14 protein-coding genes are annotated in these 16,177 nt (G+C 61.5%); 6 read left to right on the plus strand and 8 right to left on the minus strand.

Annotated features, from left to right (window positions below; translation table 11 throughout):
• Positions 1-87: 87 nt before the first annotated feature.
• Genes ABH944_RS33780 through fahA form a run of 5 tightly spaced genes read left to right on the plus strand, consistent with a single transcriptional unit; the run spans position 88 to position 5,651 of the window.
• Positions 88-1,044, plus strand: coding sequence for an MBL fold metallo-hydrolase (locus tag ABH944_RS33780; RefSeq protein WP_404611801.1), 957 nt, complete (start codon positions 88-90; stop codon positions 1,042-1,044).
• An 18-nt stretch (positions 1,045-1,062) separates the two neighbouring features.
• A complete protein-coding gene (locus tag ABH944_RS33785; protein ID WP_404611803.1) occupies positions 1,063-2,742 on the plus strand; it encodes an FAD-dependent oxidoreductase in 1,680 nt (559 codons plus the stop codon).
• A gap of 11 nt (positions 2,743-2,753) precedes the next feature.
• On the plus strand, positions 2,754-2,963 hold the full coding sequence (locus tag ABH944_RS33790) for a DUF2783 domain-containing protein (RefSeq protein ID WP_404611805.1): 210 nt from the start codon (positions 2,754-2,756) through the stop codon (positions 2,961-2,963).
• A gap of 22 nt (positions 2,964-2,985) precedes the next feature.
• On the plus strand, positions 2,986-4,338 hold the full coding sequence (gene hmgA, locus ABH944_RS33795; protein ID WP_404611807.1) for a homogentisate 1,2-dioxygenase: 1,353 nt from the start codon (positions 2,986-2,988) through the stop codon (positions 4,336-4,338).
• Positions 4,335-5,651: a fumarylacetoacetase gene (fahA, locus tag ABH944_RS33800; RefSeq protein WP_404611809.1), complete on the plus strand. Its 1,317-nt coding sequence runs from the start codon at positions 4,335-4,337 to the stop codon at positions 5,649-5,651. The genes hmgA and fahA overlap by 4 nt, the downstream gene beginning before the upstream one ends.
• 40 nt (positions 5,652-5,691) lie before the next feature.
• Here fahA and ABH944_RS33805 read toward each other — a convergent pair whose 3' ends face one another.
• Positions 5,692-6,864 carry an MFS transporter gene (locus tag ABH944_RS33805; RefSeq protein WP_404611811.1) on the minus strand — a complete coding sequence of 391 codons (1,173 nt, stop codon included), beginning with the start codon at positions 6,862-6,864 and terminating at the stop codon, positions 5,692-5,694.
• 241 nt (positions 6,865-7,105) lie between these two features.
• On the opposite strand from ABH944_RS33805, the gene ABH944_RS33810 reads away from it, so the two are divergent.
• Positions 7,106-7,558 carry a hypothetical protein gene (locus ABH944_RS33810; RefSeq protein ID WP_404611813.1) on the plus strand — a complete coding sequence of 151 codons (453 nt, stop codon included), beginning with the start codon at positions 7,106-7,108 and terminating at the stop codon, positions 7,556-7,558.
• On the opposite strand, the gene pdeM is transcribed toward ABH944_RS33810, so the two are convergent.
• The 7 genes from pdeM to ABH944_RS33845 form a co-directional block, all read right to left on the minus strand.
• Positions 7,552-8,217: a ligase-associated DNA damage response endonuclease PdeM gene (gene pdeM / locus ABH944_RS33815; RefSeq protein ID WP_404611815.1), complete on the minus strand. Its 666-nt coding sequence runs from the start codon at positions 8,215-8,217 to the stop codon at positions 7,552-7,554. The genes ABH944_RS33810 and pdeM overlap by 7 nt on opposite strands.
• The gene (locus ABH944_RS33820; RefSeq protein ID WP_404611817.1) at positions 8,214-10,835 is read right to left on the minus strand and encodes a ligase-associated DNA damage response DEXH box helicase; all 2,622 of its coding nucleotides are present in this window, start codon (positions 10,833-10,835) and stop codon (positions 8,214-8,216) included. The genes pdeM and ABH944_RS33820 overlap by 4 nt, the downstream gene beginning before the upstream one ends.
• Positions 10,832-12,502 (minus strand): ATP-dependent DNA ligase, encoded by a 1,671-nt coding sequence (locus tag ABH944_RS33825; RefSeq protein WP_404611819.1) that lies wholly within the window; start codon positions 12,500-12,502, stop codon positions 10,832-10,834. Before ABH944_RS33825 ends, ABH944_RS33820 begins: the two co-directional genes overlap by 4 nt.
• On the minus strand, positions 12,499-13,563 hold the full coding sequence (locus ABH944_RS33830) for a ligase-associated DNA damage response exonuclease (RefSeq protein ID WP_404611821.1): 1,065 nt from the start codon (positions 13,561-13,563) through the stop codon (positions 12,499-12,501). The genes ABH944_RS33825 and ABH944_RS33830 overlap by 4 nt, the downstream gene beginning before the upstream one ends.
• 270 nt (positions 13,564-13,833) lie before the next feature.
• Complete coding sequence (locus ABH944_RS33835; protein ID WP_404611904.1) at positions 13,834-14,826, minus strand: 2-hydroxyacid dehydrogenase; 993 nt, start codon at positions 14,824-14,826, stop codon at positions 13,834-13,836.
• Positions 14,827-14,870: 44 nt separating this feature from the next.
• The gene (locus ABH944_RS33840; protein ID WP_404611823.1) at positions 14,871-15,458 is read right to left on the minus strand and encodes a substrate binding domain-containing protein; all 588 of its coding nucleotides are present in this window, start codon (positions 15,456-15,458) and stop codon (positions 14,871-14,873) included.
• Between the two features lie 103 nt (positions 15,459-15,561).
• Entirely contained in the window at positions 15,562-15,849 is a 288-nt protein-coding gene (locus ABH944_RS33845; RefSeq protein WP_404611825.1) for a LysR family transcriptional regulator, read from the minus strand.
• Between the last annotated feature and the right edge of the window lie 328 nt (positions 15,850-16,177).

Consider the following 16,177-nt stretch of genomic DNA (forward strand, 5'->3'; position numbering starts at 1 on the left):
GCATATGACTAGGGTTAACATTAATTTCACTTAACGTAATTAGTTTTACCATGCGTAATTGAAACGGCAAACTATCGGGAGACTCGCATGGCAGTTGAGAAGAAATTTGCGTCACAGGCGGACTTGGCGGAAAAGAAAGTGACGTTCGAACGATTGTCCGAGCACGCCTATGCGTACACGGCGGAGGGCGATCCGAATACGGGCATTGTGATTGGGGACGACGCGGTGCTCGTCGCCGACACGCAAGCCACGCCGGTCATGGCGCAAGACGTGATTCGCCGGATCCGCGAAGTGACCGACAAACCCATCAAATATGTGCTGCTCACGCACTACCACGCGGTGCGGGTGCTCGGCGCGTCGGCGTACGGCGCGCAGGAGATCATCGCGAGCGAGGACACGTACGACCTGATCGTCGAGCGCGGCGAGCAGGACATGAAGAGCGAGATCGAGCGGTTTCCGCGCCTGTTCAACGCGGTGGAATCGGTGCCGGGGCTCACGTGGCCAACGCTCACCTTCCAGGGCGAGATGACGCTGTGGCTCGGTAAGCTGGAAGTGAAGATCATGCAACTCGGCCGGGGTCACACCAAAGGCGACACGGTGCTGTGGCTGCCGCAGGACAAGGTGATGTTGTCGGGCGACCTGGTCGAATACGGTGCGACGCCTTATTGTGGCGATGCCTATTACCAGGACTGGCCCGCAACGCTCGACGCGCTTGCGGCCTTCAATCCCGAGAAGCTTGTACCGGGTCGAGGTGCGGCGCTGAAGACGCCGCAGCAAGTGGCAGAGGGTATTGCGGGAACACGGGCTTTCGTAAGCGAACTGTTCAACCAGGTGAAGCTGGGCGCAGCAGCGGGCAAGGACCTGAACGAGATCTACAAGCTTACGTATGCCGCGCTCAAGCCGAAATTCGGCGACTGGGTCATCTTCGATCACTGCATGCCGTTCGACGTCACGCGCGCTTTCGACGAAGCCACGCAATATCGCGATCCGCGTATCTGGACGGCGCAGCGCGACAAGGAAATGTGGGAAACGCTCGAAAGCTGAGTGGCGACGACAACGATCATGGCTATCGACTTTCAGGCGCTCACATTCGAGTACCGCCGCTCATCCGATCAGGACGGTCTTCAGGACGCCCCCTCGCCGCTGCATCCGGTTGTCGTGATCGGCGCGGGGCCGGTGGGTCTCGCGGCCGCGATCGATCTCGCGCAGCAGGGCACCCCCGTCGTGCTGCTCGACGATGACCACACGTTGTCGTCGGGATCGCGCGCTATTTGCTTTGCGAAACGCACGCTCGAGATCTTCGATCGGCTCGGCTGCGGCGAACCGATGGTCGCGAAGGGCGTGAGCTGGAACGTGGGCAAGGTGTTCCTGCGAAACGAACTGCTCTACGCATTCGATTTGTTGCCCGAAGCGGATCATGCGCGGCCCGCGTTCATCAATCTGCAGCAGTATTACGTCGAAGGGTATCTGGCTGAGCGGGCGCGTGAGTTGCCCTTGCTCGATGCCCGCTGGCACAACAAGGTCACGGGCATCACGCAGTCGGATGACTGTGTCTTGCTGCAGATCGAGACGCCTGACGGTCCGTACACGTTGCGCGCGCGTTATGTAGTCGCCGCTGACGGCGCGCGTAGCCCGGTTCGCGCGCTCATGCATCTCGATACCCACGGCCGCACCTTCAAGGACCGCTTCCTGATCGCCGATGTGCGGATGAAAGCCGACTTCCCGACCGAGCGCTGGTTCTGGTTTGATCCGCCGTTTCATCCGAATCAATCGGTGCTGCTGCATCGGCAGCCGGACAACGTGTGGCGCATCGATTTCCAGCTGGGCTGGGACGCCGACCCCGTCGCGGAGAAAGCGCCCGAGCGCGTGATTCCACGTGTGCGCGCGTTGCTCGGACCTGACGTTGAATTTGAACTGGAATGGGTGAGCGTCTATACGTTCCGATGCCAGCGCATGGACAAGTTTCGTCACGGCCGCGTGCTGTTCGCGGGCGATTCGGCGCACGGTGTGTCGCCATTCGGCGCGCGCGGCGCGAACAGCGGCGTGCAGGACGCGGACAATCTTGGCTGGAAGTTGAAACTCGTGATCGACGGTGATGCGCCCGATGCTTTGCTCGACACCTATGCCAGCGAGCGTGAAGCCGCCGCCGATGAAAACATCCGCCACTCTACGCGTTCAACCGATTTCATCACGCCGAAGAGCGACGTATCGCGCGTGTTCCGCGACGCTGCTTTGCGGCTTGCGAAAGATTGTGCGTTTGCGCGGCGGATTGTGAATAGCGGGCGGTTATCCACGGCTTCGGTGCTGCATGACTCGCCGTTGAACACGCCGGATTGCGATACCTTCAATTGCGCGCTCGTGCCGGGTGCAGTGGCGGCGGATGCGCCTGTGTTTTTTACCGGCCGGAACGGATGGTTCTTGCAGCGCATGGGGTCGTCGTTCGCGGGTGTACTGTTTGGTGAATCTGCCGATGCTTTAGCCGCGCTGCAAGATCTGTGTCCGCACATGAAGCTTGTCTTGATCGTGCCGCCAGGTTCTGACGCCAAAGTGCGCGAAGACATTGAAGTACTGGAAGACGTGAAGGGTCTCCTGGCCCAGCGTTTCGATGCGCATCCCGGCACGTTCTATCTCCTGCGCCCGGACCAGCACATCGCAATGCGCGCCCGTCGCCTCGATCCTCGCGCCGTGCGCGAAGCACTCGCCCGCGCGACTTGCTCCCTGAACGAAACCCAGCCCGCATGATGAGGTCAGCCATGCTCGATACCACCCTGCGTCTCGCCGATCCCGATGCCTTCTATGAAGCGCTGATCGACATGCATCGCGATCTTGGCAACGACGAAAGCCAACTCGTGAACGCGAAATTGATCCTGCTGCTGTCGAACCAGATCGGCGATATGGACGTGCTGCGCGAAGCGATGTCGATGGCGCGAAGCGGCGTTGCGGCCTCAACCGCCGGCGTATGAAATTGTAGAAAAGGACAAGCCCATGAAACCAGAATCGCCTGGCGCATTCACGAGTCACACTGAAACGAGCCGCCACTATCAATCGGGCTTTGCCGCCGACTTCGCGACCGAGGCGTTGCCCGGCGCGCTGCCGCTCGGCCGCAATTCACCGCAGCGCGTGAACTATGGGCTGTATGCCGAGCAGCTTTCGGGCACCGCCTTCACCGCGCCGCGCGGGCACAACCGGCGCTCGTGGTTGTACCGGATACGGCCGGCGGCGGTGCATCAACCGTTCACTCAAATGGAAGGCGATGACCTGCGCGCCAAACTCGTCGCGAACTTCACCGAGGTGCCGCCCACGCCGCCGAATCAACTGCGCTGGGACCCGTTGCCAATGCCCCACGTGCCCACGGATTTCATCGACGGCTGGGTGACAATGGCCGGCAATGGCGCGGCTGAATCCATGTCCGGTTGCGCGATCCATCTCTACGCTGCGAACCGTTCGATGCAGGACCGCTTCTTCTATAGCGCCGACGGCGAACTGCTGATCGTGCCGCAGGAAGGGCGGTTATCCATTGCGACTGAACTCGGCCGGCTCGATATAGAACCCTTCGAAATAGCGGTCATTCCGCGCGGTGTGCGCTTTTCCGTCTCGCTTCCCGATACCACCGCGCGCGGCTACATCTGCGAGAACTTCGGCGCGTTATTGAGGCTGCCTGACCTCGGACCTGTCGGCTCGAATGGTCTTGCGAATCCGCGAGACTTCCTCACGCCGCACGCGGCCTACGAGGACCGCGAAGGCGCGTTCGAACTCGTCGCGAAGATGAACGGCGTGTTGTGGCGCGCGGATATCGGCCATTCGCCGCTCGACGTGGTCGCGTGGCACGGCAACTATGCGCCGTACAAATACGATCTGCGCCTGTTCAACACCATTGGGTCGATCAGCTTCGATCACCCCGATCCGTCGATCTTCCTCGTGCTGCAATCGCAGACGGATACGCCGGGTGTGGATGCCATCGACTTCGTGATTTTCCCGCCGCGCTGGCTCGCGAATGAGGATACCTTCAGGCCGCCCTGGTTTCATCGGAACGTCGCGAGTGAGTTCATGGGCCTGGTGCACGGTGTTTATGACGCGAAAGCCGAAGGGTTCATGCCGGGCGGGTCGAGCCTGCATAACTGCATGTCGGGACACGGGCCGGACGCGCAGACCTTCGAGAAGGCATCGAACGCGGATACATCGACGCCCGTGAAAGTAGGCGACACGATGGCGTTCATGTTCGAAACGCGCACGCTGATCAAGCCGACCCGCTTCGCGCTGGAAACCGCGCAGCTTCAGGCGCATTACTACGAGTGCTGGCAGGGACTGACCAAACATTTCAACCCGGAGCAACGATGAGTTTTTCAGCCGGCCCGGCTCATCAAGCGCTTGAAGCGACACGCGATCCAGCGCTTAAAAGCTGGATAGAATCCGCGAACGATCCGGCAAGCGACTTCCCCGTCCAGAACCTGCCGTTCGGCATTTTCTCCGATGAAATCAATCCGCTGCCGCGCGCAGGCGTGGCGATCGGCGACTGGATTCTCGACCTCGCCGTCGTGCATCGCGCGGGGTTGATCGAAGGTGAACCCGTGTTCGCACAGCCCACGCTGAATGCGTTTATCGCATTGGGACGCGAAGCGTGGCGAAGCGTTCGTGTCCAGGTGAGTGCGCTGCTCGCCACCGATTGCGACACGCTTAAAAACGATCCGGCGTTACGTTCGCGAGCGCTTGTGCCCAGGGCGAGCGCAACGCTGCATCTGCCCATAGACATCCCCGGTTACACGGATTTTTATTCATCAAGGGAACACGCGACCAACGTCGGCTCCATGTTCCGCGATCCGAAGAACGCGCTGCTGCCGAACTGGTCCGAGATGCCGATTGGGTACAACGGGCGCGCTTCATCGGTGATCGTGAGCGGCACACCGGTGCGCCGCCCGAGCGGCCAGATCAAGCTGCCCGATGCGGAGCGGCCCGTGTTCAGCGCGTGCCGCAAGCTGGATATTGAACTGGAGACGGGGTTTGTCATCGGCGCGGGAAATGCGCTGGGTGAACCCATTGGCTGTGAAGAGGCCGAGTCGCATATCTTCGGCATGGTGCTGCTTAACGACTGGAGCGCCCGCGATATCCAGCAATGGGAATACGTGCCGCTCGGGCCGTTCAACTCGAAGGGTTTCGCAACCACCATCTCGCCGTGGATCGTCACGCTCGATGCGCTCGAACCGTTCCGTACCGCCACGCCGAAGCAGGAGCCCGAACCGCTTCCCTATTTGCGCCATACCGGCAATCACGCATTCGATATCGAACTCGAAGTGCATCTTCGACCGGCGTTGGCTGAGTCAGCAACCAAGCTCTCGCGAACCAATTTCAAGCTGATGTACTGGTCGATGGCGCAGCAACTCGCGCATCACACGGTGGCGGGATGCAACACGCGCGTGGGAGACCTGATGGGTTCCGGCACGATCAGCGGTCCGACGCCGGATTCATGCGGAAGCCTGCTTGAAATGACGTGGAACGGTCAGCGCCCGATCACGCTGGAAGAGGGCGGCGAGCGCAGGTTCATTGAAGACGGCGATGAATTGACGCTCACCGGATGGTGTCAGGGCGAAGGGTATCGCGTGGGATTCGGCGAATGCAAAGGTGGGATTTTGCCCGCGCGTAGCGTGGCGGACTAGAGCGCAGAGCCTCGGCGCTGCGCATCTCAGGAGCCTGAACCTAAACCGCCTGGCCGATACTCGCGCGCCGTGCCTTGCGATCCAGCGACGCCGACAGCAGCGTCAATCCGAACGCGCCGCAGGCCATCAGTACGCCTACCCACGGCAGCGCAGTAAGCGCCGCCCCCGCGCCAATTGTCATGCCGCCGAGCCACGCGCCTGTCGCGTTGCCGAGATTGAATGCGCCTTGATTCAACGTAGACGCGAGATTGGGCGCATCGCTCGCGCGGTTCACGATCAACATCTGCAAGGGCGGAACGATCGCGAAAGCGAGCACGCCCCAGACGAAGATGGTGATCATCGCGGGAATGGCCGCGTGCATCGTAACGGCGAAAATGGCCTGGATCACGATGATCGATACAAGGAACGTCAGCAGCGAGCGCAATAGCTTCCAGTCCGCGAGCTTGCCGCCGAGCGTGCTTCCTACCGTCAGCCCAAGCCCGAACAACAGCAGCACCAGCGTGACCGCATGAGGCGAAAAGCCGGTGACGTCTTCGAGGATCGGCGTGATGTAGGTGAACACCGAAAACAGACTCGCCGATGCCAGCACGCTGATGCCCAGCACCATCAGCACTTGCGGATTCTTGAGCACGTTGAATTCGCGCAGGATGCTGGATTCGCGCATCTCGATGTGCTTCGGCAGGCACACGGCGAGCGCGCCGGCCGCGCCCAGCCCGATCAGCGTCACGACCCAGAACGTGGCACGCCAGCCGGCCGCCTGACCGAGTGCCGTGCCAAGCGGCACGCCGAGCACATTCGCCAGCGTAAGGCCCGTGAACATCAGCGCAATGGCCTGCGCGCGGCGGTTGGGCGCGACCAGATCCGCGGCGACCACCGAACCGATGCCGAAGAAGGCGCCATGACAGAACGCGGTCAGAATGCGCGCCACCATCAGCATCCAGTAACCCGGCGCGATCGCGCACAGCAAGTTGCCGACTATGAATACGCCCATCAGGCTCATCAGCGCTTTCTTGCGCGGCATTTTCGCGGTGACGATCGCGAGAATGGGGGCGCCGATGGTCACGCCCAGCGCATAACCCGACACAAGCATGCCGGCCGCGGGGATGGATACCCCGAGATCCCGCGCGACGTTGGGCAGCAAGCCCATGATGACGAATTCGGTCGTGCCGATACCGAACGCGGCAATGGCGAGGGCAAGAAGGGGCAGAGGCATGGAGTAAGCGGTGACTGTGTGCTGGCCGGTCGCGCGTTATCGGGGTGAAGGACGCAGGCTCGGGCGAGCTGAAGGAATCAAATTGTACCGAACGTTGCTGGTTTTCTTAGTGAAAACCCTGAGATTTGTGCAGTTGATTCAAGCAGTTGGGCTTTCGGCCTTACGCCTTTGGCGATCCGTGTTGCTTTTTGTCATCGCGCGGACTAGGTTGCGGATTCCTGCTTTTCCAACAAGGACCTTGATGACTGCGCTCCGGCAATTTTTTCCGTTGATTGTTGCCGCGCTGCTGGCGTTCGCGGTCGCGCCGGGGGCATTGGCTCAGGAAGCCAACGTGAGCGCCGGGCCGATCCGCACCACGGGCGGCAGCGTGATGTTCGTTCAGCAAGGAGACAGTATGGAAGCTCAGATCGATGGCAAACGCTTCGATCGACTGAACGCCCGCCGCATTGCGCATTTCGACGAACCGTCGGGCGCGCGGATGATTGTCGAAGCGTTCGATACCGGGGCACCCGAACTCGTTCTCTACGATTTCAGCAGGCGTCCGCCCACGGTCGAGCGTTTGACAAGACGCATGAAACTCACCGGCGTGTTCTGGCAGCGCGATGAAGTGGTGCTGAAAAGCGCCGATGGCTGGTACAGGTTCCAGCGCGGGACGCTCACGAAACTGACGTCATCGAAGATGATTTATCACTGAGTCCGCACCGCCATTACCCGTTCCCCGGCGACCACGAAGACCCGCTCGCCGCGCGCGCTCTCGTTCACCTCGAAGCCGCCGGTAAACGCGCCGAATGCGGGCAGCACGCCGGCCTCTGCACCGAAACGAAAACACGGCAATCTCGCGCTATCGAGCCGGGTCGCGACCCGGTACACCGGATGTTCGTGCCCCGCCAACGCATACGCGCCCGCCACGCGCTGCGGGTAATGACACAGCGCCCAAGGCCCGAGTCTGTACGGCTCCGCAACCACCTCGGCTGACAGCGCATCCGGCGGGCCGCCCGCGTGCCGATCGTGATTGCCCTCCACAAGGATCAGCCGCAAGCCGGCATGCCGCCCGCGCCATTCGGCCAACGCGCCAAGCGTACTCAACGCATGCGACTCACGTGCGTGCAGCAGGTCGCCGAGGAACACGATCGTCACCGGCCGATGCGTCAGGATCAGGCCGTGCAGGCGCGCAAGCGTTTCCGCCGTCGAGCCCTCCGGGACAGGAATACCGCGAGCGCGAAACACGGCGTCCTTGCCAATATGCGCATCGGCGATGAACAAGGTTTGCCGCACCGGATCGAATGCCGCCCGCTCCGCCGACAACACCAGCGCATGGCCGCCAACATCCACCGTCAACGCCTCGAGCATCATGCGCGTGCCGCCTTTTCCAGATCGGCGAGCATACGCGCGACGCGATCGGACAGCTTCTCGGTGCTCACCTTCTCCCGCAACCGCGCGATGATCAGCGGAAACGCAAAGGGCGTTGGTTTCTTCGGGCGAGTCAGTGCCAGCCGGCTCGCGCTCATGCTCCCGAGCGCCGTGCGAATCCTCTCCACGTCGAGTTCCTGCAACATGACCTCTTCCTCGGCCTGCGCAAGCAGCAGGTTGCCGCTGTCGTGCCGGCGAAAAACTTCATAGAAAAGTCCACTCGATGCCTGCAATTGGCGCGCGCTTTTTTGTTGCCCGGGGTGACCTTGGAAGACCAGCCCGGACACCCGCGCGATCTCGCGAAAACGCCGTGCTGCAAGCTCCGACGAATTGAGGCTCGCGAGGATGTCGTGTTCGAGATTATCGGGCGAAAAAAGTCCGTCCCGTATGAGCGTTTCCCAGTCGAACGGTTGCGCGGACAGCAACTCGAAGCCGTAGTCGTTCATCGATATGGAGAACGTGCTCGGCTGGTCGCGCGCCACGCGCCAGCCGATCAGCGACCCAAGCCCGACATGCGCCATTCGTCCTGCAAACGGATAACAGAACAGGTGATGCCCCTCGCGCGAACGAATCAGCTCGACCAGCAGCACACCCGGCTCGGGCAGCGCCGACCACTTCGCCTGCAGTTCGAGCAGCGGCCGCACAGCCTGCATCTCGGGCTCGTTGTAGACGCCGCTCACGGCGCGGGCCAGCATCATCAGCGTGGCATCGGCGAGTTCGGATGACAGCGGCATCTTGCTGCCGGCCCATTGAGGCATCGCGCCGCGCGAGGACGTTGCGCGTTTCACATACGCGGTCATCTCGCGCACGCGCACGAGCTCCAGTGCGCGGCCGCCGAATGTGAACACGTCGCCTGGCTTCAGGCGCGAGATGAATGACTCTTCCATTGCGCCAATCCGGCCACCTGTCATATACGCGATGTTGATGGTCGCGTTCGCGACAATCGTGCCGACGTTGTTGCGGTGGCGCCTGACCAGATCTTCACGCGGCACGCGATACACACCGTCGGCATCGCGCGTCACGCGATGAAAGTCGGGATACGCCGCCAGCGAAGCGCCACCGCGTTCGACAAACGCCAGCGCCCAGTCGAACTCCTGCTGCGTCAGGTTGCGATACGCGTACGTCGTGCGTACTTCATCGAAGAGATCGGGTGCCTTGAAACCACCGCCTATCGCAATGGTCACCAGATGCTGGACTAGTACATCGAGCGGCTTGTCGGGCATCTCCCGGCCTTCTATGCGGCGTTCCTCGACGGCCCAGCGCGCGGCAGCCGCTTCCACGAGTTCGAGCGCGTGGGTGGGCACGATCGTCACCCGCGACGTTCGCCCTGGCGCGTGGCCCGAGCGTCCCGCGCGCTGCATCAGACGCGCGACGCCTTTCGGCGAGCCGATCTGGAACACGCGGTCGACCGGCAGGAAGTCGACGCCCAGATCAAGGCTCGACGTGCAAACCACCGCTTTCAACTGGCCGTTTTTAAGCCCGAGTTCAACCCACTGGCGGACTTCCTGATCGAGGGAACCGTGATGCAGTGCGATCAGACCCGCCCAGTCGGGACGAGATTCAAGCAGCGCCTGATACCAGACCTCGGCCTGTGAGCGCGTGTTGGTAAAAACAAGCGAGCTGCGTGCATGGTCGATCTCGGCGGCGACCGGTCCAACCTGACGCGTGCCGAGGTGGCCGCCCCACGGAAAACGCTCGATGGTCTCAGGAATCAGCGTATCGACGATCAGCGTTTTCGGCTGCGCGCCCCGCACTACGACGCGCGGCGTTTTCACCGGCGCGAGCAACGCGTCGTGGGCGAGATCAAGATTGCCGAGCGTCGCCGATAACCCCCACACTTGCAGCTTGGGCCGCCAGTGCGCAAGACGAGCGAGGGCGAGCTGCGTTTGCGTGCCGCGCTTATTGCCGAGCAGCTCGTGCCATTCATCGACAACAATCAGCCGCACGTGCTTCATCTCGTCTTTGGCATTTGCGCGCGTGAGCATCAGCGTGAGACTTTCGGGCGTGGTGACCAGCGCACTCGGCATGCGCTTGTTTTGCCGGGCGCGTTCCGCGGAAGGGGTATCGCCGGTGCGCAAACCGATGCTCCACGGCACCGCGAGTTCTGTCACGGCAGTCTGCAATGCGCGGGCGGTATCGGCGGCGAGGGCACGCATGGGTGTGATCCACAACACGGTCAGCGGCGCGGGCAGCGTGGTGCGTCTCGTGTCCTCGGGAATGTATGCCGCCAACGCGCCCAGCCATACCGCCCACGTCTTGCCGGCGCCGGTGGTCGCGTGGAGCAGGCCGCTCGCGCCGCCCGGAATCCCGGTCCACACTTCGCGTTGAAACGGAAACGGTTGCCAACCGCGCCGTTCGAACCATGCGGCCAGACGTGCCTGGAACGGCAGGTTCGCCACGTCCGGGTCGATGGTTATCGGCGCGGGCCGAAACAACTCTGCCACTGCATCGGCCTTCGCCTGTGCAGCGCGTGTTTTCGGTACCCGGCGCGCACGCGGTGCACGGCGCTTTGTTTGGGTATCCTGATCATTGCGTTCATCCTCATCGGCCGGTGCGCTCATGGTCCTGCCCCGTCGAGGAAACCCTTGAGCATGCCGAGCGTATCGGCGTCGTCAATATGTTTGTCCGTGCGCCATCTCAACATGCGCGGAAATCGCACGGCAATCCCGGACTTGTGGCGCGGACTCGCCTGGATCCCTTCGAAGCCGATCTCGAACACGAGCGTCGGCGTGACACTGCGCACCGGTCCGAACTTTTCGATGGTCGTCTTGCGCACGACCGCATCGACCTTGCGCATCTCTTCATCCGTCAAGCCCGAATACGCCTTGGCGAACGGCACGAGGGTGCGCACGCCATCGGCTTCGTCCCACACGGCGAAGGTGAAGTCGGTGTACAAACTCGCGCGCCGGCCATGGCCGCGTTGCGCATAAACCAGGACCGCGTCAATGGCGTAAGGATCGATCTTCCATTTCCACCAGGTCCCCGACGCCTTCGTTCGCCCTACGCCATACATCGACTCGCGTCCCTTCAGCATCAGGCCTTCAACACCCCGGCTACGGCTTTCGTCGCGCAACGCGGCGAGGGTTTCCCAATCGGGCGCATGGACCATGGGCGAGACCCGCAGCAAGTCCACCGCCAATGTTTCGCCCAACGCGGCGGCCAATGCGTCGAGTTGCGCGCGGCGTTCGATCAGCGGCGCGACGCGCAGATCGCGGCCACCGGCTTCCAACAGGTCGTAGGCGAGAAACGTGGCGGGCGAGTCGGCAAGCACTTTCTTCGACAAGGTCTTGCGCGTGATCCGCGGTTGCAGCCGCGCAAACGGCAACGGCGTGTCGCCGCCGGGTTCCCACGCGAGGATTTCACCGTCGATGACGGTGCCGTCGGCCAGCGCTGCACCCAGCGACGCGAGTTCGGGAAAGCGGTCGGTGATGAGATCTTCGCCGCGCGACCACAGCCACACCCGGCCGCCGCGCTTCACGAGTTGCGCGCGAATGCCGTCCCATTTCCATTCGATAACCCAATCCGACGGCATCCCGAGCGTCGCCGGATCGGCTTGCAAGGGATGTGCGAGGAAAAACGGATAGGGCAAACCGAGATCGCTTTCGTGCGGCGTGGCGGTGTTTTCTTCGGCCGTGATTTCCGGTCCGATGAGCCGCAGATAACGCGCCGCGCCCGGCGCTTGCTGCGAGTCGGTCCAGCCGACCATGCGCTGCGCAATGCGCTTGTGATCCACCCCCGCGACTTCGGCGAGCGCGCGCACGACGAGCTGCCGCGCGACGCCCACCCGAAAGCCACCGCCTATCAGCTTGGTCAGCAGGAAACGTTCGCTCCAGTCGAGTTCGTCCCAGTAGCCGAGCAAGCGGGTTCGAAGTTCAGCGGGCTCCAGACCGCGCAAGGTCAGCACGCGTCCCTCGATCCATTGCGCGAGGCCGAGTTCGGATGTGCGCTGTGCGGGTGGCAGGATGTGCGCGATGGTTTCGGCCAGATCGCCGACCGCTTGGTATGACTCGTCGAAGAGCCATTCCGGCAAGCCGGCGCGCTCGCGGGCGAACTCGGTGAGAAGACGGGTTGGTACCGACTGGCGAGGTTTGCCGCCGCTCAGAAAATACGACGCCCATGCGGCGTCCTCGGGTTCAGCCGCCGAAAAATACGCGATCAGCGCCTCGAGCTTTTCTTTCGTCGACGTGGTCGTGTCCAGGGCGGCGTAGAGCGCGGCGAAGCGTTTCATTGTGAGTCGGCCCTAGGCGAAGGAGCGGGGTCGGCGGCGCTCTCCGCTGCGTCGGCTTCTATGGCGTCGTCGCCGAATTCGGTCTTGAACGCGCTCGCCTCCAGGCCCTGTTCGCGCAGCCATCGGACCATCGGCTCGATTTGTCCGTGCGTGACAATCACGCGTTGCGCGTCCGTTGCATCGATCGCGGTTTGCAACCCAGGCCAGTCGGCGTGATCGGAGAGCACGAAACCGCGGTCCACGCCGCGCCGCCGCCGCGTGCCACGCAGCCGCATCCAGCCCGACGCAAACGCGTCGCTATAGTCGCCGAAGCGGCGCATCCATGCGCTGCCCTGCGCCGATGGCGGCGCGATAATCAGCGCGTCCTTGAACGCGGTCTTGTCTTTGGCAGCGATGCCGCTGACGGGCCGCGTGGATGGCAAATGGACGCCTGCTTGCTCGTACGCCCGGTTCAGCGGTTCCACGGCGCCGTGGCAAAAGATCGGGCCAATGGCCGGATCGACTCCGCCAAGAATTCGCTGCGCCTTGCCGAACGCATAGCAGAACAGCACGGACGCCCGGCCTTCGGCTGCGTTATGCCGCCACCACGAATTAATGCCCTCGAAGACCGTGCGGGACGGTTCCCATCGATAAATCGGCAAGCCGAACGTGGATTCCGTGATGAAGGTGTCGCAGCGAACCGGTTCGAACGGCGCGCAAGTGGGATCGGGTTCGACCTTGTAGTCGCCGGAGGCGACCCAGACGCGCCCCGCATGTTCCACGCGCACTTGAGCGGAGCCGAGCACGTGTCCGGCCGGATGCAGAGACACGGCGACCCCGTTGACGACAAGGCGCTCGCCGTACGGAACACCTTGCAATGAAATACCCGGCAGCCGGGACAGCAACACGCCGACCCCCGGTTCAGCCGCCAGATAACTCGCATGCCCGAAGCGGGCGTGATCGGCATGGGCGTGAGTAATGATTGCCCGCTCGACGGGGCGCCACGGGTCGATATGGAAATCGCCCGGCGGGCAATAGAGGCCTTCCGGCCTCGCGACAATCAAGTCTTGCGATGCGTCCAACCGGTCCCCACTCGCGAATAAATCGATAACGCCAGACTAAGACCGGCCCGGAAACGGGGCGACCCTGAACGGCTGACGCAGATACCCCAGCCGTCTAAATGGCACTGAATCACAGCAAATGGCGTGCCGCTTGTGCAATAAAATCGCAATGCTTATGCAAGGACAATAGTATGAAGAATAAGCGGATTATCGGGAGACCTGATTTATCAGACGGAAACCATAAAAATATCCCGTCGATAACGCCGCATTCGAATCACGTAATTGAATTGCTCAGGGAAATACCTGATAGCGCGGGGAGCCGTCGAACCAGGCTTTTACATTCCCAAGCGTGGTATTGGCAATCTCGCCGAGGGCTTCGCGTGTGAAGAAAGCCTGATGCGAGGTAACGATGACATTCGGAAACGACAATAACCGCGCGAGGACGTCGTCCTGCAGCATGTGATTGGAATGGTCTTCGAAAAACAGCCCGCCTTCTTCCTCATAGACATCGAGTCCGAGATGGCCCAACTGCCCACTTTTCAAGGCGCCAATGAGCGCCTGGCTGTCGATCAAACCGCCGCGGCCCGTGTTAATCAGCATTGCACCGTGTTTCATGCGGGCGAGCGCGGCGGCGTCGATCAGATGATAAGTGGAAGGTAAAAGCGGGCAATGCAGGCTGACAATGTCCGACTCCGCCAGCAGCGTATCCAGCGGCACATAATGCGCCCCGGCTTGCAGAAGATCGGCTGCTGGCGCGCCAGGATCAAACGCCAGCAGCTTCATTCCAAACCCTGCCATGATGCGTCCGAATACTCGCCCGATCACGCCGGTGCCAATAATCCCAAGCGTTTTGCCGTGCAGGTCGAAACCCAGCAGGCCGTTAAGCGAAAAATCGCCATCGCGAGTCCGGGCATACGCGCGATGCAGTTTGCGATTCAACGTCAGGATCAGCCCGGCGGCATGCTCGGCCACCGCATGCGGTGAATAGGCCGGCACCCGTACCACGCCAATTCCGAGCCGGATTGCCGCTGCCAGATCGACGTGATTAAAGCCTGCCGAGCGTAGCGCCACGAGTTGCGTGCCGCCTTCGTGAAGCGTTTCCAGGGTGGCTTCGTCCAGGATGTCGTTCACGAACGGGCATACCACTGCGTAACCGTGAGCAAGCACGGCGGTTTGCGCGTCGAGCTGTGATTCCTGGAACTGCAGTGAGTAACCAAACGCCGCATTTGCTGCGGTGAAGACGTCCCGGTCATATTGCCGGCTGCTGAAGACGATCATGTGAATCGGCATCGAACGGCCTCCCCGCCAGCCTGGAAAATCTGCGTCAGTTAATTAACCACCGCGCTTGCCGGCGGCACCATCGAAAGCCGTGAGAGAACGGTTTCAGGCTGCGGCAATCCGACTTCTCCGCCCGGGCCCATGTGTTCGAGCGTGTAGTCAATGAATGCGCGCGTCTTGGCTGGCAGATACTGGCGTCCCGGATAAACGATCGACACCTTCACATCCGGATCATCGATTGCATAATCGCCCAGCACGCGTACCAGCGAACCATCCTCCAGATCTGCCGCGACAATTCCTTCAGGAATGGTGGAAATGCCCATGTGCGCAAGCGTTCCGAGCTGCACCATCAACGCGCTGTTGACAGTATAGACAGGCGCGAGCGTGACTTGATCCGCGCTGCCGTTGTTGCGATGCCGGAAGTGCCAGGTCGCGCTGCGCATTTCGCTGGGCAGTGCGACGAACGAGTGATGCAGCAAGTCGCCGGGGGTGCTGGGTGAGCCGTGTTCTTCAAGATAAGCCGGCGTCGCGACTGGAATCAGCGTGTTGGTGGCGACCGGGCGTTCGACCAATGCCGTGCTCGAGACCATGAATGCCGTGACAATACCAACGTCAAATCCGTCTTCCACCAAATCCACATGACGCTCGGCAAGGTGAGCCGTACGTTCACCTTTGGATAGACCTGCCGGAAACCGTCTATCAGCGGTGTCAACGCCATTAGCGAAAGGGATCCGGAAGCCACTACCCGCAATGTGCCGCTGGGTCGCCCTCGGTATGCGCCACCATCGATTCGAGATGATCGAGTTCTTCGAGCAATGCGCGGCAGCCTTCAAGATAACGCGTGCCGGCTTCTGTCAGTGAGAGGTTACGCGTAGTGCGATTGATTAACCGGGTGCGTAAATGCGCTTCCAGCATTGCAATTGCGCGAGTAACTAGCGCGTTTGATACATCGAGTTGTGGTGCCGCGCGCCGAAAACTCTCGGTTTCCAACACTCGTACGAACACACGCATGGCATGAATTTGATTCATCGTCTCTTACCTCTCAGTGTCCAACTCAGCGTGGGACCGTATTGCGCATGACCGCGCATACGGCATTTTTTGATCGCCGCCAAAAATGCGCATTGACATCTGTGCGGAATCGCAATATTTCCTTCGTTTCTTGTACGCATTCCGCATTAACCGCAAGACTTTCATATTTGTTTATTCATTGCAATAAAAATTTACACTTGCGCGATTTTTGGAATGGATCGTCTGATTTATTCAAATTCTTGTTTCAAGAGCTGTGTTACGTCATTCTGCTTTTTGAGGCACTGATAAAACCTCTTGTCTTATTGAATACAAACAGGCAATCCGCCTT

The organism is Caballeronia udeis (assembly GCF_044909315.1).
GTDB lineage: Bacteria > Pseudomonadota > Gammaproteobacteria > Burkholderiales > Burkholderiaceae > Caballeronia > Caballeronia udeis_A.